The sequence below is a fragment of the Nonomuraea harbinensis genome (assembly GCF_019396385.1).
In the GTDB taxonomy this organism is placed as follows: domain Bacteria; phylum Actinomycetota; class Actinomycetes; order Streptosporangiales; family Streptosporangiaceae; genus Nonomuraea; species Nonomuraea ferruginea.
Window position 1 is genome coordinate 107,595 of the sequence record NZ_JAHKRN010000022.1, and the last position, 20,085, is coordinate 127,679.

The following is a 20,085-nucleotide window of genomic DNA, read 5'->3' on the forward strand; positions in this document are numbered from 1 at the left end:
CCGACAGGGACGATCCGCATGCACCTCTCCCCCCTCGCGCAGCGTCTTCTCAACCTGCTCACCGGCACCGCGAACGACCCCACCTACTGGCCGGACGCCTCCCGGCTGAGCGTCGGGTTCGTCGGGCTGGGCGGCTCGCCGATCCCGGACGGCGACGGCATCCCGGTGTCGGTCCGGTACGCGCTCGGCGAGCCTGCCCGGCAGGTGCTGGTCGCGCCGGCCCGCGAGCTGGTCGGGCGCCTCCTGGAGGACGGGCGGCGGTCGGACGACCCCGTCATGGTCGTGGTGGCGGCGGGGCTGGCCGGCATGGACGCCGAGGTGCGCGCCCGGTTCGCCGGGGAGCGCGGGCCGATCGCGGTCGCCGAGCTGGACGTGCTGCTCGGCTGGGACGTGGAGCGGCGGTCGCTGTTCTGGGAGGCGGTGCGGCCGGACGGGCCGCCGCCGCCCGGCCTGGCCGACTGGCTCGGCGGCCTGCCCGGCTACCCGGAGTTCGCCCGGACGGCTCTGGAGACGGCCGCGGCCCGCGTCGCGGCGATCCAGGCCGGCGAGATCCCGTACGAGGCGGAGAAGGCGTTCGGCAGCGGGGAGAAGGCGGCCATCGGCCGGGCCGTGCGGCTGGCCCTCATGCGGGACGAGCCCTGGCTGCCCGGGTTGCTCGACACGCTGGTCCGCGGGGTCGCGGTGGCGCCCACCGGGGCCGGGACGCTGCCTTCCCAGGCGGTGCTCTTCGAGATCGCCCGCGCGGCCGAGGAGCACCCGACCCCCGAGGTGGTCTCGGCGCTCCGCGCCGCGGGCCGGGCCACCCGGCACGCCGGGGTGCCCAGGCAGCTCGCCCGCATGCTCAAGCGCGTCGAGCCCGCCCTGGCCGACCGGCTGGAGGTGGCGTTCCGGCTGCCCGACGGGCCGGTGCTGCAGGCCGTCGGCGAGCACACGGCGGTGATCTCGGCCGACGACGAGGTCGAGCTGTCGTGGTGGCACGGCGACCGGAAGCTGAAGACGGTTCCCGTGGCGGTCACGCGGGAGCACCCCGAGGAGGTCGGGCGGCTGCGCGAGCTGGTCAAGCGGACCCGGCAGCAGCGGGCCACCCTGGTCAGGGCGCTGGAAGCCGGGTGCGCCGGCACGTCGGCTCCGCCGTACCGGCTGCTGGAGGGGCATCCGATCACGGACCGGCTCATCTGGGAGTTCGAGGTCTCGCCCGGCGTGTGGCGCGCCGAGCTGGGGCTGACCGTGCCGGACGTGCCGGTGCGGCTGTGGCATCCGGCCCGCGCGCGGGCCGAGGAGGTGCGCGCCTGGCGGGAGGTGGTGCGGGGCGAGGAGCTGCGCCAGCCGTTCAAGCAGGCCTTCCGCGAGGTCTACCTGATCACCTCGGCCGAGGAGGCGAGCGGCGTCTCCTCCCACCGGTTCGCCGAGCAGGTGGTGCGTTACCGCAGGCTCCGCGCGCTGTTCAAGGAGCGGGGCTGGACGTCCGCCTTCCTGGGGGCGTGGGACGGCGCCGAGCTCGACGGCGACGCCCGGCGTGTGATGGCGGGCGGACGGTGGCGGGCGAGGCTGAGCCACCACCTGTACGACGAGGACCACGCGATCACGGGAGAGGTCGGCTTCGACCGTCTCGTGGAGGGCGGGTGGCGCGCCGCGCCGTTGACGGACGTGCCCGCGCCGGTGTTCAGCGAGGCCATGCGCGACGTCGACCTGTTCGTGGCCGCCTCCGGCCCGTCCATCACCGCCCGGCTCCAGGCTTGATCCACGCGGCGTCGGCCCGCGCCGGCCGGGGCACGGAGGCCACCAGGGCGCGCGTGTAGGGGTCGCGCGGCCGGGCGAACACCTCCGTGACGTCGCCCTCCTCCACGACCCGGCCGTCCTTCATGACCAGCACGCGATCGGCCACGTGATGGACCACACCCAGGTCGTGGGAGATGAACACCATCGCGGTGCCGTACTCGTCCTGGATGTCGGCGAGCAGGTCGAGCACCTGCGCCTGGATCGAGACGTCGAGCGCGGAGACCGGCTCGTCGCAGACCAGCACGTCGGGGCGGGGGCCGAGGGCGCGGGCGATGGCGACGCGCTGGCGCTGGCCGCCGGACAGCTCCCTGGGGTGGCGGGCGGCCGTCCCGGGCGGCAGGCCGACGCGGGCCAGCAGGTCGAGGACGCGCTCGCGGCGTCCGGCCCGGGGCAGGCGGAGCGGCTCGGCGATCAGGCGGCCGACGGTGTGGCGCGGGTCGAAGGAGTCGAGCGGGTTCTGGGAGACGAGCTGGATGCGGGGGCGCAGCGGGCGGCGGGCGCGTTCGGGCCGGCGGCTCCACGGCTGCCCGTGCAGGGTGACCTGGCCGGCGCCGGGTTCGAGCAGGCCGAGTACGAGCCGGGCGAGCGTGGTCTTGCCCGACCCGGACTCCCCCACGACGCCGAGCGTCTCTCCGGCGTGCAGGGTGAAGAAGACGTCGTGGACGACGCGGCGGGAGCCGTACGAGCGGGCGAGCCCGGTCCCGGCGAGGACCCGGGCGGACAGGTCAGGAGTGGCGCGGGCGCGCGGGGCGCCGGTGGTGAGGCGGGTGCCGCGGGAGGCCGCGGACGGGACGGCGGCCAGCAGCGCCCGGGTGTAGTCGTGGGCGGGCGCGGACAGCACGTCGCTGGCGGGGCCTTCCTCCACGATCCGGCCGTCCTTCATGACCAGGATGCGGTCGGCGATCGAGGCGACCACGGCCAGATCGTGGCTGATCAGCAGCAGCGCGGTCCCGGCGGCCCGGCGCTCGGCGAGCAGCCGCAGGATCTGGGCCTGGACGGTGACGTCGAGCGCCGTGGTCGGCTCGTCGGCGATGATCAGCGGCGGGTCGGCGGCGATGGCGGAGGCGATCAGGGCCCGCTGCCGCAGCCCGCCGGAGAGCTGGTGGGGATACTGGCCGGCGCGGGTCGCGGGCTCGGGCACGCCCACCGCGTCCAGCAGTTCCAGCACCCGGTCCGCGCGGCGGGCCCGGGGCACGACGTCGTGGACGGCGAGCACCTCGGCGATCTCGGCGCCCACCGTGCGCAGCGGGTCCAGCGAGACCAGCGCGTCCTGCAGGACGAGTCCGGCGAACCCGCCGCGCAGCCGCCGCCAGTCGGCCGGGGTGAAGGCGAGGGCGTCCCCGCCGGACACGCGGAACGCCCCGGCCCGGACCTCCGAGCCGGGGCCGGCGAGGCCGAGCAGGGTGCGGGCGGTGACGCTCTTGCCGGAGCCGGACTCGCCGACGATCGCCACGCACTCGCCGGGCGCCACCGACAGCGAGATGCCGCCCACGACCTCGGCGCCGCCGAAGCTCACCCGCAGGTCCTCCACGGTCACCAGCGAGGTCATGGCGTCCTCCCCTCGAAACGGCGTTGCAGGCGGCGTCCGACGACGGTCAGGCAGACGACGGTGAGCGTGATCGCGAGGCCCGGGAAGAACGCCTCCCACCAGGCGACCCGCAGGTAGTTGCGGGCCTCGGAGAGCATCGCGCCCCACTCGGCGGCGGGCGGCTGCGGTCCCATGCCGAGGAAGCTGAGCCCGGAACCGGCGATCACGGCCTGTCCGAGTCCGATGGTGGCCAGGACAGGGATCGGGCCGAGCACGTTCGGCAGCACGTGCCCCGCGGTGATCGCCAGGCGGGAGCGGCCGAAGGTGACGGCCTGCTCGACGTAGCCGGAGCGGCGGACGACGAAGGTCTGGGCGCGGACCACGCGGGCGTAGTTGGGGATCTGGGCGACGGCGATCGCGAAGATCACGTTCATCGTCCCCGGACCGGTGATCGCCACGATGAGCAGGGCGAGCAGCAGTTCGGGCAGGGTGGACAGCACGTCGAACGAGCGGGCCAGCGCCTCGTCCAGCCACTTCGGCGACAGCCCGGCGGCCAGGCCGAGCAGCACGCCGGAGGTGACCGCCAGGACGGTGGCGGCCACGCCGATGCTGATGGAGTGGCGGGCCCCGTACACGACCCTGGCCAGCACGTCGCGGCCGAGGTGGTCGCTGCCGAACCAGTGGGCGCCGCCGGGCGGGGCGAGCGCGTCCATCGGGTCGGCGGCCAGGGGGTCGGCGGCCGTCAGCAGACCGGGCGCGGCTACAGCGAGGGCCAGCAGCGCGAGCAGAGCACCCGGTACGAGCCACCCCAGGACGTTCCCGCGCACAGCAGGACGGAAGAGACGGCGCAGCCCCACAGACCCGAACCGCCCACCACGCCCCCGGCCCTCACGCGAGGACCGGCCGACGCGGCGCGGATCCTCGGGAGCGGGTTCGACGGCGCGGCGCGAATCTTCGGAAGCGGGCCGATGGGAGGGCTCGACAGCGCCGCGCAGGTCCTCGGGAGCGGGCTGATGGGAGGAGCCGACAGCGCCGCCCGGAACTTCGGAAGCGGGCCGATGGGAGGACTCGACGGCGCGGCGCGGGTCGTCGGGAGGGAGGGAGTCGGCGGGGCGGGCGGTGCCGCGGGAGGTCGGGGACATCGGCGGTCAGCCCCTGATCCGCGGGTCGATGACGCGGTAGGCCAGGTCGAGCAGCGTGCTGACCGTGACGTACACGACGGCCGACAGCAGCACGACGGCCATCACGACGGGCATGTCCTGACCGGTCACGGCCTGCATGGCGACCTGGCCGAGCCCGGGCCGGCCGAACAGCACCTCGGTGATCACCGCGCCGCCCAGCAGCGCGCCGGTGAACCAGCCGGCCAGCGTCACGGCCGGAATGAGCGCGTGCCGCAGGGCGTGCCGGGCGACCAGGGCGCGTTCGGTGAGCCCGCGCGCCCTGGCCGTCACCGCGAACGGCTGCTCCAGCGCCCGCTCCAGCCCGCCCCGGAGCACCTGGCCGAGCACGCCCGCGACGGGCAGGCCGAGCGCCAGGGCGGGCAGCACCAGCGCCGCCGGCCCGTCCGCCCCGGACACGGGGAACCAGCCGAGGGAGAACGAGAAGACCGACAGCAGCACGATCCCGATGAGGAACGGCGGCACGGACACCGACACCAGCTCGGCGGCCGAGGCGACGGCCCGCGGCCACCGCCCCCTGCCCGCCGTGCCGATCGCGATGAGGCCGGCCAGCACCACGCCGGTGGCCGCCGCGGCGAGCGTGAGCTGCGCGGTCGGCCCGATCTGGCCGGCCAGGATCTCGCCGACGCCGCGCTGCTGCTGGTACGAGCGGCCGAGGTCGCCGTGCAGCAGGCGCCACAGGTAGGACAGGTACTGCACGATCTCGGGCCGGTCGAGCCCCCATTCCGCGACGATCCCGGCCCGGATCTCCGGGGTGTCGGGGCCGTCGCCGACCAGGATGTCGACGGTGTCTCCCGGGGCGAGCAGCAGCGCGGCGTACGAGGCGGTGGCGGCGGCCCAGAGCACCGCCAGCCCGGCGCCCAGCCGTCTGATCATGTGCCGATCCGCACGTCGTACGCGCTCGCCGGGGTGCCGGAGGCGGGATCGAAGCCGAGCCCCTGGACGTTCTTGCTCGCGGCGATCTGGTCGGCGGGCACGTAGAGCGGGAACACGACGGCGTGGTCCGTCACGGCCGCCCGCTGCGCCCTGGCGTAGAGCTCCTTGCGTTCGGCCTGGCCGGAGCTCGCGGAGGCGGCGGCGAGCCACTTGTCCAGGTCGGGGTCGGCGAAGCGGGTGCGGTTGATGGCGGCACCTTCCGGCAGGATGAGGTTGAGCGCGGCGCCCGCGTCGGAGTCGCCGCGGGAGTTGCCGAACACCTCGTAGGCGTCGTCGTCCACGGCCTGCTGCGCGCTGCCCTGGTCGAGGATCTTGACCTGGAAGTCGATGCCGGCGTTCTGCTTGACCTGGGCCTGGATGGCCTGGGCGAGGATGTCGCGGCGGTCCCGGACGAACGGCGCCGAGGCGACCTCGCGCACGGTGAGCCGCTCGCCGTCCTTGACCCGGAACCCCTCGGCGTCGCGCTCCTTCCACCCGGCGGCGTCGAGCAGGGCGTTGGCCCCGGCCACGTCGCCGCCGTAGGTGTTCTCCAGGGACGGGTCGTAGAAAGGGCTCTCGCTGCCGACGATGCTCCACGCCCTGGTGGCGGTGCCCTGGTAGACGGATCTCAGCACCGCGTCCAGGTCCACGGCCTCGCGGAACGCCTCCCGTACGCGCCGGTCGTCGAAGGGGGCGTGGGAGGTGTTGAAGTAGTAGGAGTAGGCGGTGCCGGAGTTGAGCGCCGTCCGCAGGGTCAGCTCCGGGTCCTTCTCGATGAGGGCGACCTCGGTCGCGGGGACGCCCTCGATGACCTGCACCTGGCCCGAGGTGAGCGCGCCGACGCGGACAGCGGCCTCGGGCAGGAACCGGTAGGTGATCTCCGAAAGGTGGGCGGGACCCTGGTGGGCCGCTCCGGCGGGGGGCCAGGCGTAGGCGGGGTTGCGCCGGTAGTGGATCTCCTGGCCCTGGACGTACCGTTCGAGGATGAACGGCCCGGTGCCGACCAGGTCCGGCCCGCCGAACTTGAGGTCCTCGGCGCCCTTCAGCGACTTCGGCGAGACCTGCCCGGCCAGGGGCGAGGCGAGGAAGTCGAGGAAGAGCGCGTCCGGCTCCTTGAGGGTGATCCTGAGCCGGTGCGGCGACACGACCTCGGCCTCGTCGAAGGACCTGAGCTGGATCGCGGCCACCGACGGGTTGTAGCCGGGCACGAGGAACTGGTCGAGGTTGGCCTTGACGGCGGCAGCGTCGAACGCCGTGCCGTCGTGGAAGGTGACGTCGTCGCGCAGGTCGAGGGTGTAGGTCAGCCCGTCGTCCGACACCGTCCACGCCGTGGCGAGCCAGGGCCCGAAGGAGCCGTCGGCGGCCTTCGACAGCAGCGCGTCGAACTGGTTGAACACCAGCAGCCTGGCCTTGTTCTGGGCCCACAGCTGCGGGTTCAGGGTGATCGGCTGCGTCTCGACGGCCCAGGTCAGCGAGGTGGTCCGCGCGGTCTGGACGGGTTGCGCGCCGCACGCGGCGAGGGTCAGCAGCAGGGCGGGGAGGATGCGCTTCACGGGCGGTTCCAGGCTTCGGCGAGCAGCTCGTACGAGCGCGCGCGGTCTTCGTGGTCGTGGGTGATGGTCGTGATGAGCAGTTCGTCGGCCCCGGTCACCCGCCGGAGCACGCGCAGCCCTTCGGCCACCTCGGCGGGCGGGCCGACGAACCGGGTGTCGAGGCGGTCCTTGACGAGGTCGCGGTCGGCGTCGGTCCAGACGTGCGCGTCGGCCTCCGCCGCCGTGGGGTACGGGATCGCGCCGTCGCCGGTCCGGATGCTGCGGACCCACAGGTCATACCCCTTGGCCAGCTCGCGGGCCCGCGCCCGGCTCCCGGCGACGACCGCGTCCGCCGAGACGATCACGTACGGCTCGCCCAGCGCCTCCGACGGCTTGAACGCCTCCCGGTAGGCCTCGACGGCCTCCAGCACGCTGGACGGGCTGACGTGGTAGTTCGCCGCGAAGGGCAGCCCGCGTTCCCCGGCGACCTGGGCGCTCTGCCCGCCGCTGCTGCCGAGGATCCACACCCGCAGGTCCGCGCCCTCGCCGGGCACGGCGCGGGCCTCGTGCGTGCCGTCGAGCAGGGCGAGCACGTCGTCGATCTGGTCGGCGAAGTCGGGCGTCCGCGCGCCCGGCTGCTGGAGGGCCGCGATCTGGCGGGCGAGCCTGGGCTGCCTGGCGAGCGCCGACCAGTCGAAGGGCGGCGGGATCAGCAGCCCGTCCACCACCCGGGCCGCCTTCTTCTCGGCGACCGGGTCCGTGGCGAGTTCGGCGCGGCGCTGCCCGGAGCGTCCGATCCCCAGGTCGATCCGGCCCGGGTGGAGCGCGTCGACGATCCCGAACTGCTCGACCACCGACAGCGGCGTCTGGTGACCGAGCTGCACGGCGCCCGATCCGACCCGGATCGTGGAGGTGGCCGCGGCCACGAGCGCGATCAGCACGGCCGGCGCCGAACTGGCGACGCCGGGCGCGAAGTGGTGCTCGGCCAGCCAGTAGCGGCGGTAGCCGTACTCCTCGGCCCGGCGGGCGAGGTCGAGGGTGTTGCGCAGGGCGTCGCCCGCCGTGTCTCCCGACACGATCGGGGCGAGGTCGAGGATGGACAGCGTCACGTGGCACCTCCGGGGAACGGCCTGCTGGGGATCTCCGCCCGCAGCACGGGCGCGATCTCGGCCTGGAACAGCTCCAGCGCGTCCCGGTGCTGCCCGGGCGTGAGCCCGTCGGCGTCGGCGTGCAGGTGCATGACCTCGTGGCCGAACCGCTTGTGGTAGCGCAGCACCTTGTCGACGATCTGCTGCGGGCTGCCGACCAGGATCGAGCCGCGCTCGATGGCGTCCTCCAGGGTCGGGAAGACCACCGGCAGGCCGAGCTTCCGCTGGAACGCCACCCGGGCGTCGTAGACGGGCCGGTAGGCGGCGACGGCCTCCTGGGAGGATCTGGCCGCGTAGTAGCCCGCCGTCCCCGCGCCGACCAGCGCGCCGGCCGGGTCGTGCCCGTAGTGCTCCCAGCGTTCCCGGTAGTGGTCGATCAGCTCGGCGTAGGGGCCGATGGGGTGGGTGACGTTGGCGGAGAACAGCGGGTCGCCGTGGCGGGCGGCCAGATCCACCGACTCCTGGCTGGTGGCGCTGCCGTGCCAGACGCGGATCGGCCGCTGCAGCGGCCGCGGCCAGGTCTCCGCCTCGGTCAGCGGCGGCCGGAACCGGCCTTCCCAGGTGACCTTGTCCTCCCGCCAGAGGCGGCGGAAGAGCTCGTACGACTCCCGGTTGCGTTCCCACTGGTCCTCGGCCGTGACGTGGAACAGCTGGGCCTGCGCCGCGCCGTTGCCCTTGCCGATGATCAGCTCCAGCCGGCCCTCCGACAGGTGGTCGAGCGTCGCGTAGTCCTCGTACGCGCGGACCGGGTCCAGCAGGCTCAGCGTGGTGACGGCGGTGAACAGCCGGATCCGGGTCGTCCTGGCGGCGATGTGGCCGAGCACGACCGGCGGCGAGGAGGAGATGAAGGGGCGCTCGTGCCGCTCCCCCACGCCGAAGCCGTCGAAGCCGAGCTCCTCGGCCAGCACCGCGTTCTCGACGACCTCGCGGAAGCGCTCGGTGGGCGATCGGTCATCGTTATGGACGATCAACGTGATAGCCAGAAATTTCATGACACCTCCGCGTAGCGGCTGGCCGGGCGCGGCAGGCCGAGCAGCCCGCGCAGCGTGGTGGCCTCGTAGGCGCGGCGGAACACCCCGTGCCCGCGCAGCTCGGCCGTCAGCCCGCGGGTGATCCGCTCCAGGTCGTACGGCAGCACGCCGGGCCGCAGCCGGAACCCCTGGACCCCGGCCCGCCGCCACTCCAGCAGCACGTCCGCCAGCTCGCGCACGGTCCCGGTGAAGATCGCGGCGTCGGAGGCGAGCTCGGCCCCGTCCAGCTCGTCGAGCCGCGCCTTGCGCCGCGCCGCGTCCTCGCCGAGGAAGACGACCAGGTCGGCGAAGATCTTGATCTCGCCCGACAGCGCCCGGACCTCCTCGACGACGGCGCGGGCCTGCTCGTCGGAGTGCGGCGTGACGTACACGACGTCGGCGCTGCCGGCCGCGAACTCGTACGGCAGCCGCGCGTGGGCGAGCGCGGTCACCACCGGCTGACCCTGCGGCGGCCGGGGCGTGATCGACGGCCCCTTGACCGAGAAGAACCGCCCGGCGAAGTCCGCGTAGTGCAGCTTGTCCCGGTCGATGAACCTGCCTGTGGCCACGTCGCGGATCTCGGCGTCGTCCTCCCAGCTGTCCCAGAGCCGCCGCGCGACCTCGACTGCGTCGGCGGCCTCGGCGAACAGGTCGCGCACGTGCGGGTCGGCGGCGAGGTCGCGGGCCCCCGGGTCGAGCGGCGGGAACCGCCTGCGGCCGAAGTGCCGCGCCTCCGAGGCCCGCGCGGAGATCTGCGCGCGCCAGCCGGCCCGCCCGCCGCTGACGTGGTCGAGCGTGGCGATGCCGACGGCCACGTGGAACGGTTCGGTGTGCGTGGTGGTGGCCGTCGGCACCAGCCCGATCCGGCTGGTGAGCGGCGCGAGCCGGGCCGCGAGCAGCACCGCGTCGAACCTCCCCCTGACCTGGTCGGTGCGCTCGTCGAGGCCGTCGGGCAGGGTCGACTGCGGGCCCAGGGCGTCCTCGATGGTGACGAAGTCGAGCAGCCCGCGCTCGGCCTCGGTCACGAGGGCGGCCCAGTGGCGGGCGGAGAAGACGTCCGCGGACGTCTCGCGCCAGGCGGCGGGGTGCCAGCCCGCGCCGTCCAGCGCCACGGCCAGGTGCAGCGTCATGTCAGCTCCAGGTGGTCGCGGAGGGTGGCCCCGGTGTAGTCGGCACGGAAGACGCCGCGCTCCCGCAGCAGCGGCACCACGCGGTCGACGAACTCGTCCAGGCCGCCGGGTGTGAGGTGCGGGACGAGGATGAACCCGTCTGCGGCGTCGGCCTGCACGTGCTCGTCGATCTGCCGTGCCACGCTCCCGGGGGTGCCGACGAACGTCTGCCGCCCGGTCACCTCGATGACCAGCTCCCGGATCGACAGGCCCTTCTCCCCGGCCAGCGCCCGCCACTTGGCGGCGACGGCGGCGCGGTCCTTGATCGGCACCCGGCCCTGGGAGACGCCCTCCGCCGGGTCCGGCTCGATGTCGGGCAGCGGGCCTTCGGGGTCGTACGCCGACATGTCGCGGCCCCACACCTGCTCCAGGAACGCGATCGCGGTCCGCGGCCCGACCTGCTGCCGGCGGATGGCGGCGGCGTTCTCGGCGGCCTCCTCGTCCGTGTCGCCGAGCGCGAACGTCACGCCCGGCATGATCTTGAGCTGGTGCGGCTCGCGGCCGTACCTGGCCAGGCGGCGCTTGACGTCGGCGTAGAAGCGCCTGCCGTCCTCCAGCCTGCCGTGCGGGGTGAAGATCACGTCGGCGTGGGCGGCGGCGAACTCGCGTCCCTCGTCCGAGTCCCCCGCCTGGATGACGACGGGGTGTCCCTGCGGGCTGCGGGGCAGCGTGAACCGGCCCTCGACGGAGAAGTGCGCGCCCCGGTGCCCGACGTCGCCGATGGCTCCCGGGCGGACGAACGTGCCCGTCTCCCGGTCGGCGGCGACCGCGTCCGGCCGCCAGGAGTCCCACAGCTCCCGTGACAGCCGCACGAACTCCGCCGCCCGCTCGTACCGGTCGGCCCGGTCGAGGTAGCCGCCGCGGCGGAAGTTCTCGCCGGTGAACGCGTCGGAGGTGGTCACCACGTTCCACGCCGCCCGGCCGTCGCTCAGGTGGTCGAGCGTGGACAGGCGCCGGGCCAGCTCGTACGGCTCGTTGTAGGTGGTGTTGACGGTCCCGGCCAGGCCGAGCCGGTCGGTGACCGCGGCCAGGGCGCTGAGCACGGTGAGCGACTCCGGCCGGCCGACCACGTCGAGGTCGTGCACGCGGCCCTTGAGCTCGCGCAGCCGCAGCCCTTCGGCCAGGAAGAGGAAGTCGAGCTTGCCGCGCTCTGCCGTCCTGGCCAGGTGGACGAACGAGGCGAAGTCGATCTGGCTGCCGGAGCGGGGGTCGGTCCAGACCGTGGTGTTGTTCACGCCGGGGAAGTGGGCCGCCAGGTGCACCCGCTTGCGGGTCATCGGTCCCGCCCGTGCGGCGCGTCCCAGCTCTGGGGCAGGCCCTCGGTCGTCTCGCGGAAGGCCGGCAGCCGGTAGAGGTCGCGGGCGTACGGCCAGAGATGCTCGAAGCCGGACAGCCCCCGCTCGCTGATCAGGTGGCCGGGGTTGTGCTCGGCGTCGAACCTGGCCAGCGTCACCCAGAGCCGCACGTCGGCCTCGGTGATCGTGTCGCCGGCCAGGAACCGCTGCCCGGCCAGGCGCTCGTCCAGCCGCTCCAGCGCCGAGACGACCACCCGCCGCTCCCGCTCGCGGTCGTCCTCGGTGGCCGCGCGGGCCACCCTGGTGACGCCGGTGTTGACGTCGTGGTAGATCCAGGCGTTCAGCTTGTTGATCTCCGGGCGGAGCGCGTCCGGGTAGAGGTCGATCGGCGTGCCGGCCCACTGCTCGAACTGGGTGGCCAGGTCGATCGTGATGTCGGGGAAGTGGTTGCTGACGATCGTGCCGGTGTGCCGGTCCCAGAGCACGGGGACCGAGACGTGGCCGCCGTAGCCCTTCTCGGTGGCGTCGTACGCCTCCTCCAGCAGGGTGAAGCCGTTGACCGGGTCGGCGCCGCGGCGCTCCCTGAACGCCCAGCCGCGGCCGTCGCGCTCGTCGTCCACGTACGACAGCGAGATCACCTCCTCCAGGCCCTTGAGCTTGCGGACGATCGCGGCGCGGTGGGCGTACGGGCAGACCCAGGAGACGTAGAGGTGGTAGCGGCCGGGCTCGGCGCGGTGGCCGCTGGAGCCGTCGGCGGTGATCCGGCCCTGGAACGGGTAGACGGGGCGGTTCCAGTCGGGCGACAGGTGCAGGCGGCCCGGCCCGTAGTGGCCGTACGCGACGAGGTCGACGGGGCTCGCGTAGGCGCCCGTCCGGGTGGGTGTGGACACGGGATCTCCGGGTTCAGGAGTCGGGGTGGGCCAGGAAGCGGCCGAAGCGCCCCTGGTGGTAGAGGAGCGGGCGGCCCTGCCGGTGGACGTCGGCCTCGGCGACCAGGCCGACCACCAGCACGTGGTCACCGACCTGCGCCGTCTCGTAGGGCAGGCAGATCAGGTGCGCGGAGACGTCCTGCAGCAGCGGCGCGCCCAGCGGCCCCGGGCGCCAGCGGGTGGGCTCGGCGAAGCGGTCGACGCTCTTCCTGGCGAACCGGGCCGCCAGCTCGGACTGGTCGCTGGCCAGGATGTTGACCGCGAAGTGGTCGGCGGCGCCGAGCCTGGGCCAGGTCGTGGAGGAGCGGTCCACGTAGAAGGAGACGAGGGGCGGTTCGAGGCTGACGGAGGAGAAGGAGGTGGCCGTGAGACCGACGGGGACGCCGTCGCTCTGGGCGGTGATGACCACGACGCCACTGGCGTGCACGGCCAGCGCCCGCCTGAACCGGGCGGCTTCGACGGCCTGGCCGTCGGTCAGGGATGAAACGGTCACGGGAGTTCCTCACAGGAGAAAGGCATGCTCGCGCGGCGCCCCGGTGACGGTCCGGGGTCGCGGAGAAGGGGAAGTCGTCGACGAGGGCGCGGGCGGCTTCGGCCGCGCCGGGAGCACGGAGGTGGCGGCTACGGATGCGTGATCAACGACACTGCGCGCTGGCGACGTGGCAGAAATCCACGTGGGAGCGCCTAGTCAGGAGGAGACCCTGCCTCATGGGAACGACGTTAGGCCGCGGTCCGGGCAAAGTCAATATTTCCTACTGGCTTTTAGGGGATTTAGGCGCGCGAAAGGCCGTGCCCCGGACGGGGCACGGCCTCACATGTCTTCGGCGCCGGCTCTGATGGCTTCGCGGATGCGGGGGTACGTGCCGCAGCGGCAGATGTTGCGCAGCCCGTCGAGGTCGGCGTCCGTGATCGAGCGGCCTTCGGCGGCGACGCGGCGGACCAGCGCCACGGCGGCCATGATCTGGCCCGGCTGGCAGTAGCCGCACTGGGCGACGTCGTGGTCGAGCCAGGCCTGCTGCATGGGGTGCAGGTCCCGGCCGACCGTGGCCGCCAGCCCTTCGATGGTCGTGACCTCGTCGGTCGGCTGGAGATCCTGGACGGGGATCGCGCAGGGGTTGACGGCCTTGCCGTTGAGGTGGCTGGTGCAGGCTTTGCAGACGTTGATCCCGCAGCCGTACTTCGGCCCGGTGATGCCGAGGATGTCGCGCAGGACCCACAGCAGGCGGACGTCGCCGGCGACGTCGACGGTGACCTGCTCGCCGTTGACGCGGAACGTGTGCTCGGGCACTCAGATCTCCTTGGTTCAGCGGGCGTGGTCCAGGCCGTCGGTCGGCGACGGCGGGATCGGCGGGACGGTGGGCTTGGGGGTGAAGGAGAGCGTCCCGTGGTTGATCGGGAAGCTGGTGGGCATCGTGCCGGTGGCGCGGCCGTACGCGCAGGCGACCGCGGCCATCGACGCGGCGACGCCCAGCTCCCCCGCGCCGCCGGGCTGGTCGGACGTGCTGGGCATGACGATGACCTGGAGTTCCGGCGGGGTGTTCCACTGGCGGGTGTAGAAGTAGTTGTCCCAGCTCGCCTCCAGGAAGTGGCCGTCGCGCAGGTGGAGGCTGGAGGTCAGGGCCAGCGCGATGCCGTCCATGACGCAGCCCATCATCTGGGCCTCCAGGCCGCGGGGATTGACGGCCAGGCCGACGTCCACGGCGAAGACGACCTTGGTGACGCGCGGCCCGGTCACGCCGTCGCGGATGGGCCGGTCGACCGTCGCGGGCCGGCAGTCGATCTCCACCAGCGCGGCGCTGACCGATTTGTACTCGGCGTGGAACGCGATGCCCTGGGCGGTGCCGGGCGCCATGGACCGGCCCCAGTTCCCGGCCTCCGCCACCTTCGCCAGCACCGCCCTGGACCGGTCGTCCTGGAGGAAGTCGCGCCGGAACCGGTAGGGGTCCTTGCCCATCCTCGCCGCGAGCTGGTCGACGATGAGCTCGCGGGCGCAGGTGACGTCGGGCGAGTAGACGTTGCGCATGCTGCCGGTGTTGAAGCCCTTGTCCGTCTCGCTGAGCAGCCGGCTGACCGCCCCGAACCGGTAGGACGTCGCCTGGCTGAGATGGAAGAACGTCTGGGCGAAGCCGATGTCGCCCACCGGAAGCCTCGCGGCCAGGGCGGTGATGATCTCACCGAGCCCGTGGCCGAGGTCCGTGGAGACGCTGGTGTGCCGCTGCTTGTAGCTGAGCACGGTGTCGCCGAGGTAAGCGACGCGGACCCGCGAGGTGGCCATCGGGTGGGTGCGCCCCTGGCGGGAGTCGTCGGCGCGGTGCCACATGAGCTTGACGGGTTTGCCGATCTTCTGTGACATCTCGGCGGCTTCGAGCGCGGCGTCGAAGAACAGCTTGCGCCCGAAGGAGCCGCCGCCCTCGGTGACGTGCACGGTGACCTTGCCGGCGGGCAGCCCGAGCTTGGCGGCGATGGCCTGCTGGGCGACGATCGGCGATTTCAGCGCCGACCAGATCTCGGCCCGCCCGGCCCGCACGTCGGCGATCGCGCAGTTGGGTTCGAGCGCGCTGTTGCTGCGGAAGTAGAAGGTGAACTTGCCTTCGACGACGGGGGTCGGCGGCCTGAGCCCCATCGGCAGTTCCGCCGCTTCGAGCTGCCGCAGCACGCTGGCGTCGGACTTCCCCTCCGCGGTGCCCGGTCTCCAGGAGACCTGCAGGGCGCGTACGGCGTCGACGCACTGCCCGAAGGTCTCGGCACGGACCGCGACCCCGGTGGAGATCGTCACCACGTCGGTGACGCCGGGCATGGCGCGGACCTGCGCGAGGTTCGCCACCGAGCCGACCTTGCCGTTGATGGTCGGCGGGCGGCACACCATCGCCGGCTTGGCGTCAGGGACGTCGAGGTCCATCGCGAACTTCTTGCGCCCGGTGACCGCGTCCAGGGCGTCGACGCGGTTGTGCGGCCTGCCGATGACGGTGAAGCTCTCCCGCGGCGCGAGCTCCACGGACACCCGCTCGGTCCGCGTGCTCGCGGCCTTCGAGGCGAGCGCGCCGATGCCGACGCTCCGGCCGGCGCGGTCCTTGACCACCCCGTCCTCGATCGTCAGGTTGCCCGCGTCAGTGCCGAGTTCGGCCGCCGCGGCGGTCAGCAGGCGTTGCCGGGCGACGGCGGCGGCGACCCGGATCGGGGTGTAGGTGGCGATGGTCGTGTTCGAGCCGCCGGTGAGCTGGTTGAACACCAGCTCGGGGCGGGCGTCGGCCAGCGTGACGCGCACCCGGTCCAGCGGCACGGACAGCTCCTCGGCGATCAGCATGGCCGTCGAGGTGGTGATGCCCTGGCCGACCTCGGCCCGCGGCAGCGCGAACGCCACCGTGCCGTCCTGCCGTACCTCGACCGAGATCAGGTTCGAGGTGGGCAGCGCCGCCGCCGTCATCAGGTCGTTGAGGTCGACCAGCTCGGTCAGTTCGGGCGCGGCCAGTGCCCCGGCCCCGGCCGGGGCACTGGCTCCGGCCCGCGCCGGGGCGAGCTCGGCGGCGGCCACCAGGGTCGGGGCCGCCAGCACGTACCCGAGGAAGCGCCGCCGCCCGATGGCCGAGCCCGGCCCGTCGTCCTGCGGTCCGGTCATCAGGTGCCGGGCCGGTTGGTCGTGGGGATCTCGATCTTGGTCTCCTTGCCCTTGGTGAGGAAGAACATGATGTACTGCCGGACCGCCTCGTCGATGACCCAGGCGATCTGCGGCACCAGCGGCAGCGGGATGAGCCCCTCACGGAACCTGACCAGCTTCGGCCAGGCCGAGCTGATCAGCGGGTCCCACACCGGCTCACGCTCGATGCCGTCCCAGTCGGCCACCTGGTCGCCGACCAGGTAACGGGCGAGCGCGTTGCAGAGCGGCCGGCTGATGCTGCCGGGGCTGGTCTGCTCGGCGAGCTGGTCCAGCAGGATGTCGGTCAGCGCCACGCCCTCGGGGGTCGGCCCCATGTTGCGGGGCAGGACCTGGTCCGACTGCGCGTAGGCCTCGTCCCAGCTGGAGGGGATGTACTCGTCCTTGATGCCGAGCACGTGCGCGGTCACCTGCCACACGTGCAGGTACGCCGCGGAGTCGGCGGAGCTGATCGGCACCTTCCATTCGAGCATCTTGCGCATGGCGAAGGTCGGCAGGGTGTGCCAGGTGACCAGCATGTCCTCCTGGCTGATCGGGATGCCGTAGGGCCAGTGGGGCACCTGCCGCAGCAGGTGCCGCACCGCGGCGTGCACCAGCCGGGTCTTCACCGCCTCGACCACGCACGAGCCGTCCGGCCGGTAGGCGTTCAGCGACCCGACGGCGAACCCCAGGATGCTCGTCTTGGCCACGCGGTCCTCCATGTCCGCGCCGCCCTTGGAGTAGTAGACCGCGCGGGCCTCCTTGGGGATGGCGGTGCTCAGCATGCCGCCGCCCACGCCGTTGAGCAGGTTGAGGTACAGCCCTCTGGACTTGTTGAAGTCGGCCGCGGTCTCCAGCTTGCCGCGGTCCGCCCACGACGGCAGCCGGCGGGCCCGCTCCATGAAGTCCCGCAGATCCGCCGGCAGGCCGTCGGGCAACGGCTGGTCGTTCCGGTTCCAGTCCCACAGCAGGCGGTTGACCTCGGGCACGTCACCCCGGTCGATCAGCGAGGCGACCAGCGCGTCGGCCTCCTCGTCCCACACCCATCGCGGGTCCGTGCCGGCGCCGGAGCCCGCGACCGAGCCGCGCGCCGACCAGGTCCAGGGCGTCTGGCTCGCCTCCGCCGGAGGGGTGAGCCCCAGGGCGCCGAGCGCTCCCAGCGTTCCGCCCGAGATCAGGATCTTGCGCCTGCTCAACTCCGCCATTGCGCGTACTCCTCTCCGTGTGCCGGGTGAAAGGGGTCGATCAGGACGGCCGGTTGGTTTCCGGGATCTCGATCCTGATCGGCTGCGCTTCGGACAGGAAGAGCAGGGTCGCCTTGCGCAGGAACTCGTCGAAGAGCCAGTACGTCTCCGGCGCCAGCGGGAGGTTGAGCAGACCTTCGCGGATGGCGATGAACGGCCGCCAGGACAGCCGGAGCAGCGAGTCCCAGACGGGCTCCCTCGGGATCTTCAGCCAGCCGGCTATCTGGTCGCCGAGCACGTAGCGGGTGAACGCGCCGAGGATCGGCTTGGACAGGATGGCGCCGTCGACCTCGGCGCCGAGGTTGAGCAGGATGTCGGCCAGCTTGATGCCCTCGGGGGTCGGCGCCAGGATCGGGGTCAGAACCTGCTCCGCCTGGGAGTTCGCCTGCGCCCACGACGCGGGGATGTACTCGTCCCTGATGCCGAGCATGTGCGCGGTCAGCTGCCACGAGTGCAGGAAGGCCGTGGACTCCGAGCTGGGGATCGGCACCCTCCAGTCGAGCATCTTCTGCATGACGGTCGTGCCCAGGCTGTGCCAGGTGACCATCATGTCCGCCTGGCTGATCGGGATCTCCTCGTCGGCGACCGGGGGCCAGTGCGGGGACTGCGGCAGCAGGTGCCGCACGGCGGCGTGCACCAGCCGGGTCTTGACGCAGGTCACGATCATCTCGCCGTCGGGATCGAAGGCGTTGCGCGTCATGATGTCGTAACCGAGCTTGGCGGTCTTGGTGATGCGGTCCTTCATGTCCGCGCCGCCCTGCGAGTAGTAGACGGCGCGGGCCTCCCTGGGGATGACCGTGCTCATCATGCCGCTGGCCATGCCGTACAGGACGCCGAGGTAGAGTCCCCGCTTCTCGGTGAACCTGAACGAGGTGGCAAGCTTGCCGTGGTCGGTCCAGGCCGGAAGCCGCCGGGCGTCCTCCATGAACGCCCGCAGGTCCGCCGGGAGCCCGTCGGGCAGCGGCTGGCCGTTCTTGGTCCAGTTGCGTAAGAGCCGGTTGACCAGGGGTACGTCGCCCCGGTCGAGCAGCGAGGCGACGAGTGGGTCCGCTTCCGCGTCCCACACCCATCGCGGGTCGGCGCCGGCGCCCGTGCCCGCCACCGAGCCCTTGGGCGACCAGGTCCACGCGTACGCCGGGGTGGTGACGCTCAGCGCGCCGAGCGCGCCGAGCGCGCCGCCCGCCTTCAGCACGTTGCGTCTGCTGGGTTTGTCCATGCCGTCGTTCCTCCTCTTCTCGCCGGGAGCGGGATGACACCCGTTGATACGATGAAACAGAGAACGCGTCTGTGTATCATCATCATGAGAGCACAACGTGATGCCCATCACAAGACCGCGGCCACCGTTGTGGGGGTACGAGTCAGAACCGTGTTCGTGAGGTGATCGTGGAATCCGCCCTGTCCGCGCTAATGCCGCCGTCGGACTCCGAGTCGTTGCTGGAACGTGCCTACATCGACGCGGTGGAGCAGGTGGACGACACCGACCCGACCCGGGCGCGCATCCTCGACGCGGCGTACGAGCAGTTCTGCCGCACAGGCATCCGGCGCTCCACGATGGAGGACGTCGCCCGCCGGGCGAAGGTCTCCCGCGTCACCGTCTACCGGCGGTTCGCCACGAAGGACACACTGGTCGAGCATGTCGTGCGCCGGGAGTTCCGGCGCTACTTCGACCAGTTCCTGATCGACATCGAGCAGGCACGCACCGCCGCCGACCGGGTCGTCCTGGGCTTCGTCAGCTCGATGCGCGCGATCCGTGGCAACCCGCTGATCGGCGGCCTGATCGAGGCCGAGCCCGAGCTGCTCGTGCCGTCCATGATCAGCGACGGGGGCCGGACCCTCGCCACCGTGCGGCAGTTCGTCGCGGGCCAGCTCCGCCGCGAGCAGCGCGCGGGCCACGTGCCGGACGACCTGGACGCCGACCTGGTGGCCGAGCTCATGGTCCGGGTCTCCGCCTCCTTCCTGTCGACCCCGAGCCACATCGTCGACCTCGACGACGACGAGCAGCTGGCCGCCGTCGCGCGGCAGTTCCTGGTGCCCATGCTGCGCGGCTGAGAGGGGCACGGCGCGGTCCGCCGCGCCCCTCCCCCGGTCAGGCGAACGCGGGCATGATCTGGTCGTGGATCAGGTTGAGCTGGGTGTCCACGTCCGCCACCTCGGGCAGCTCCCGTCCCATGAACTGCTTGACCAGCGTCGCGTCGGTGATGGCCAGGATCATGTGGTTGACGCCGGCCGGCTCGATCTCACGCTTGATCTTGGCCACGCACTCCTCCGGGGTGCCGGCGATGGACAGCCGCTCCCCCACCTCGGGCGTGGTCAGCTCGATCGCCCTGGCCAGGTCGCCGGCGCCGAGCGCGTCGACGATCGGCTTCGTGGCGCCCGGTTCGACGCCGTTGCGTTCGAGCCGCTCGGCCGGCATGGAGGAGGCGTAGAGGCCGACCATGCTGCGGGCGGCCTCCTTCGCCACGGCCGAGTCCGGGCCGGTGGCGAAGACGACCCAGGCACCGATGTCCATCGCGGCGGCGTCCTTGCCCGCCTTGTCGGCCCCGGCCGTGAAGTGCTCCACGAGGTAGTCGTAGGCCTCACGGGTGTAGCTGAGCGCGTGGTGCACGCCAGGCCGGACCGTCGTCCACTGCCCGAGCTGCCGTGGAGCATCGTCACCTCCGGGAGGGACCGCGCGATCACCCCCCGATAGCCGCCCGGATCTTCCGGAGGCGGCCCGGCCGGTGCCAG

At 72.9% G+C, this 20,085-nt stretch carries 17 protein-coding genes; 2 read left to right on the plus strand and 15 right to left on the minus strand.

Annotation, left to right across the window (positions count from 1 at the left end; all coding sequences use genetic code 11):
• Positions 1-18 precede the first annotated feature (18 nt).
• Positions 19-1,740 (plus strand): DUF4132 domain-containing protein, encoded by a 1,722-nt coding sequence (locus KME79_RS23200; protein ID WP_219546278.1) that lies wholly within the window; start codon positions 19-21, stop codon positions 1,738-1,740.
• Here KME79_RS23200 and KME79_RS23205 read toward each other — a convergent pair.
• From KME79_RS23205 to KME79_RS23270, 14 genes are all read right to left on the minus strand, one after another.
• Complete coding sequence (locus KME79_RS23205) at positions 1,718-3,328, minus strand: dipeptide ABC transporter ATP-binding protein (RefSeq protein WP_219546279.1); 1,611 nt, start codon at positions 3,326-3,328, stop codon at positions 1,718-1,720. The two genes, KME79_RS23200 and KME79_RS23205, sit on opposite strands and share 23 nt — an antisense overlap.
• The gene (locus KME79_RS23210) at positions 3,325-4,134 is read right to left on the minus strand and encodes an ABC transporter permease (protein WP_308249014.1); all 810 of its coding nucleotides are present in this window, start codon (positions 4,132-4,134) and stop codon (positions 3,325-3,327) included. Before KME79_RS23210 ends, KME79_RS23205 begins: the two co-directional genes overlap by 4 nt.
• A 321-nt stretch (positions 4,135-4,455) precedes the next feature.
• Complete coding sequence (locus KME79_RS23215; protein WP_219546280.1) at positions 4,456-5,361, minus strand: ABC transporter permease; 906 nt, start codon at positions 5,359-5,361, stop codon at positions 4,456-4,458.
• Positions 5,358-6,953, minus strand: a complete 1,596-nt coding sequence (locus KME79_RS23220) for an ABC transporter substrate-binding protein (protein WP_308249015.1) — start codon at positions 6,951-6,953, stop codon at positions 5,358-5,360. The genes KME79_RS23215 and KME79_RS23220 overlap by 4 nt, the downstream gene beginning before the upstream one ends.
• The gene (locus tag KME79_RS23225) at positions 6,950-8,041 is read right to left on the minus strand and encodes an LLM class flavin-dependent oxidoreductase (RefSeq protein ID WP_219546281.1); all 1,092 of its coding nucleotides are present in this window, start codon (positions 8,039-8,041) and stop codon (positions 6,950-6,952) included. The genes KME79_RS23220 and KME79_RS23225 overlap by 4 nt, the downstream gene beginning before the upstream one ends.
• Positions 8,038-9,072: an LLM class flavin-dependent oxidoreductase gene (locus tag KME79_RS23230; protein ID WP_219546282.1), complete on the minus strand. Its 1,035-nt coding sequence runs from the start codon at positions 9,070-9,072 to the stop codon at positions 8,038-8,040. The genes KME79_RS23225 and KME79_RS23230 overlap by 4 nt, the downstream gene beginning before the upstream one ends.
• Complete coding sequence (locus tag KME79_RS23235) at positions 9,069-10,220, minus strand: LLM class flavin-dependent oxidoreductase (protein WP_219546283.1); 1,152 nt, start codon at positions 10,218-10,220, stop codon at positions 9,069-9,071. The genes KME79_RS23230 and KME79_RS23235 overlap by 4 nt, the downstream gene beginning before the upstream one ends.
• Positions 10,217-11,536 carry an NtaA/DmoA family FMN-dependent monooxygenase gene (locus KME79_RS23240; RefSeq protein ID WP_219546284.1) on the minus strand — a complete coding sequence of 440 codons (1,320 nt, stop codon included), beginning with the start codon at positions 11,534-11,536 and terminating at the stop codon, positions 10,217-10,219. The genes KME79_RS23235 and KME79_RS23240 overlap by 4 nt, the downstream gene beginning before the upstream one ends.
• A complete protein-coding gene (locus tag KME79_RS23245) occupies positions 11,533-12,444 on the minus strand; it encodes a glutathione S-transferase C-terminal domain-containing protein (protein WP_219546285.1) in 912 nt (303 codons plus the stop codon). The genes KME79_RS23240 and KME79_RS23245 overlap by 4 nt, the downstream gene beginning before the upstream one ends.
• Before the next feature lie 13 nt (positions 12,445-12,457).
• Positions 12,458-12,976, minus strand: coding sequence for a flavin reductase family protein (locus KME79_RS23250; RefSeq protein ID WP_308249016.1), 519 nt, complete (start codon positions 12,974-12,976; stop codon positions 12,458-12,460).
• Positions 12,977-13,294: 318 nt separating this feature from the next.
• Entirely contained in the window at positions 13,295-13,771 is a 477-nt protein-coding gene (locus tag KME79_RS47065; RefSeq protein ID WP_148033116.1) for a (2Fe-2S)-binding protein, read from the minus strand.
• Between the two features lie 15 nt (positions 13,772-13,786).
• Complete coding sequence (locus tag KME79_RS23260; RefSeq protein ID WP_219546286.1) at positions 13,787-16,099, minus strand: molybdopterin cofactor-binding domain-containing protein; 2,313 nt, start codon at positions 16,097-16,099, stop codon at positions 13,787-13,789.
• Positions 16,099-17,319, minus strand: a complete 1,221-nt coding sequence (locus tag KME79_RS23265) for an oxygenase MpaB family protein (RefSeq protein WP_219546287.1) — start codon at positions 17,317-17,319, stop codon at positions 16,099-16,101. Before KME79_RS23265 ends, KME79_RS23260 begins: the two co-directional genes overlap by 1 nt.
• A gap of 40 nt (positions 17,320-17,359) precedes the next feature.
• Positions 17,360-18,574, minus strand: coding sequence for an oxygenase MpaB family protein (locus KME79_RS23270; protein WP_219546288.1), 1,215 nt, complete (start codon positions 18,572-18,574; stop codon positions 17,360-17,362).
• A gap of 191 nt (positions 18,575-18,765) precedes the next feature.
• On the opposite strand from KME79_RS23270, the gene KME79_RS23275 reads away from it, so the two are divergent.
• On the plus strand, positions 18,766-19,407 hold the full coding sequence (locus KME79_RS23275) for a TetR/AcrR family transcriptional regulator (protein WP_219546302.1): 642 nt from the start codon (positions 18,766-18,768) through the stop codon (positions 19,405-19,407).
• Between the two features lie 37 nt (positions 19,408-19,444).
• Here the strand turns inward: KME79_RS23275 and KME79_RS23280 are convergent, their stop codons facing one another.
• Positions 19,445-19,963, minus strand: coding sequence for an LLM class flavin-dependent oxidoreductase (locus KME79_RS23280; protein WP_219546289.1), 519 nt, complete (start codon positions 19,961-19,963; stop codon positions 19,445-19,447).
• Positions 19,964-20,085: the final 122 nt, after the last annotated feature.

Excerpts from the sequence above, each read along its gene's own strand:
- KME79_RS23200 (WP_219546278.1), top strand. The coding sequence starts at position 19 with ATGCACCTCTCCCCCCTCGCGCAGCGTCTTCTCAACCTGCTCACCGGC.
- KME79_RS23240 (WP_219546284.1), bottom strand. The coding sequence starts at position 11,536 with ATGACCCGCAAGCGGGTGCACCTGGCGGCCCACTTCCCCGGCGTGAAC.
- KME79_RS23235 (WP_219546283.1), bottom strand. The coding sequence starts at position 10,220 with ATGACGCTGCACCTGGCCGTGGCGCTGGACGGCGCGGGCTGGCACCCC.
- KME79_RS23265 (WP_219546287.1), bottom strand. The coding sequence starts at position 17,319 with ATGGCGGAGTTGAGCAGGCGCAAGATCCTGATCTCGGGCGGAACGCTG.
- KME79_RS23230 (WP_219546282.1), bottom strand. The coding sequence starts at position 9,072 with ATGAAATTTCTGGCTATCACGTTGATCGTCCATAACGATGACCGATCG.
- KME79_RS23270 (WP_219546288.1), bottom strand. The coding sequence starts at position 18,574 with ATGGACAAACCCAGCAGACGCAACGTGCTGAAGGCGGGCGGCGCGCTC.
- KME79_RS23215 (WP_219546280.1), bottom strand. The coding sequence starts at position 5,361 with ATGATCAGACGGCTGGGCGCCGGGCTGGCGGTGCTCTGGGCCGCCGCC.
- KME79_RS23275 (WP_219546302.1), top strand. The coding sequence starts at position 18,766 with ATGCCGCCGTCGGACTCCGAGTCGTTGCTGGAACGTGCCTACATCGAC.
- KME79_RS23205 (WP_219546279.1), bottom strand. The coding sequence starts at position 3,328 with ATGACCTCGCTGGTGACCGTGGAGGACCTGCGGGTGAGCTTCGGCGGC.
- KME79_RS23260 (WP_219546286.1), bottom strand. The coding sequence starts at position 16,099 with ATGACCGGACCGCAGGACGACGGGCCGGGCTCGGCCATCGGGCGGCGG.